The organism is Paraclostridium dentum (genome assembly GCF_012922555.1).
Classification (GTDB): domain Bacteria; phylum Bacillota; class Clostridia; order Peptostreptococcales; family Peptostreptococcaceae; genus Paraclostridium; species Paraclostridium dentum.
Window position 1 is genome coordinate 1 of record NZ_WIPK01000148.1, and the last position, 393, is coordinate 393.

At 56.0% G+C, this 393-nt stretch carries 1 rRNA gene; it reads left to right on the forward strand.

Annotation, left to right across the window (positions count from 1 at the left end):
- Positions 1 to 393: ribosomal RNA gene (locus GFJ41_RS21195) — 16S ribosomal RNA — on the forward strand; the annotation flags it as partial.

The window sequence follows — 393 nt, forward strand, 5'->3', positions numbered from 1 at the left end:
TGACAACACGGGAAACCTCACCCGGCCCGGACACGGAAAGGATTGACAGATTGATAGCTCTTTCTCGATTCTGTGGGTGGTGGTGCATGGCCGTTCTTAGTTGGTGGAGCGATTTGTCTGGTTAATTCCGATAACGAACGAGACTCCGGCATGCTAACTAGTTACGCGACCCCTCGCGGTCGGCGTCCAACTTCTTAGAGGGACAAGTGGCGTTCAGCCACCCGAGATTGAGCAATAACAGGTCTGTGATGCCCTTAGATGTCCGGGGCTGCACGCGCGCTACACTGACTGGCTCAGCGTGTGCCTACCCTACGCCGGCAGGCGCGGGTAACCCGTTGAACCCCATTCGTGATGGGGACTGGGGATTGCAATTATTCCCCATGAACGAGGAAT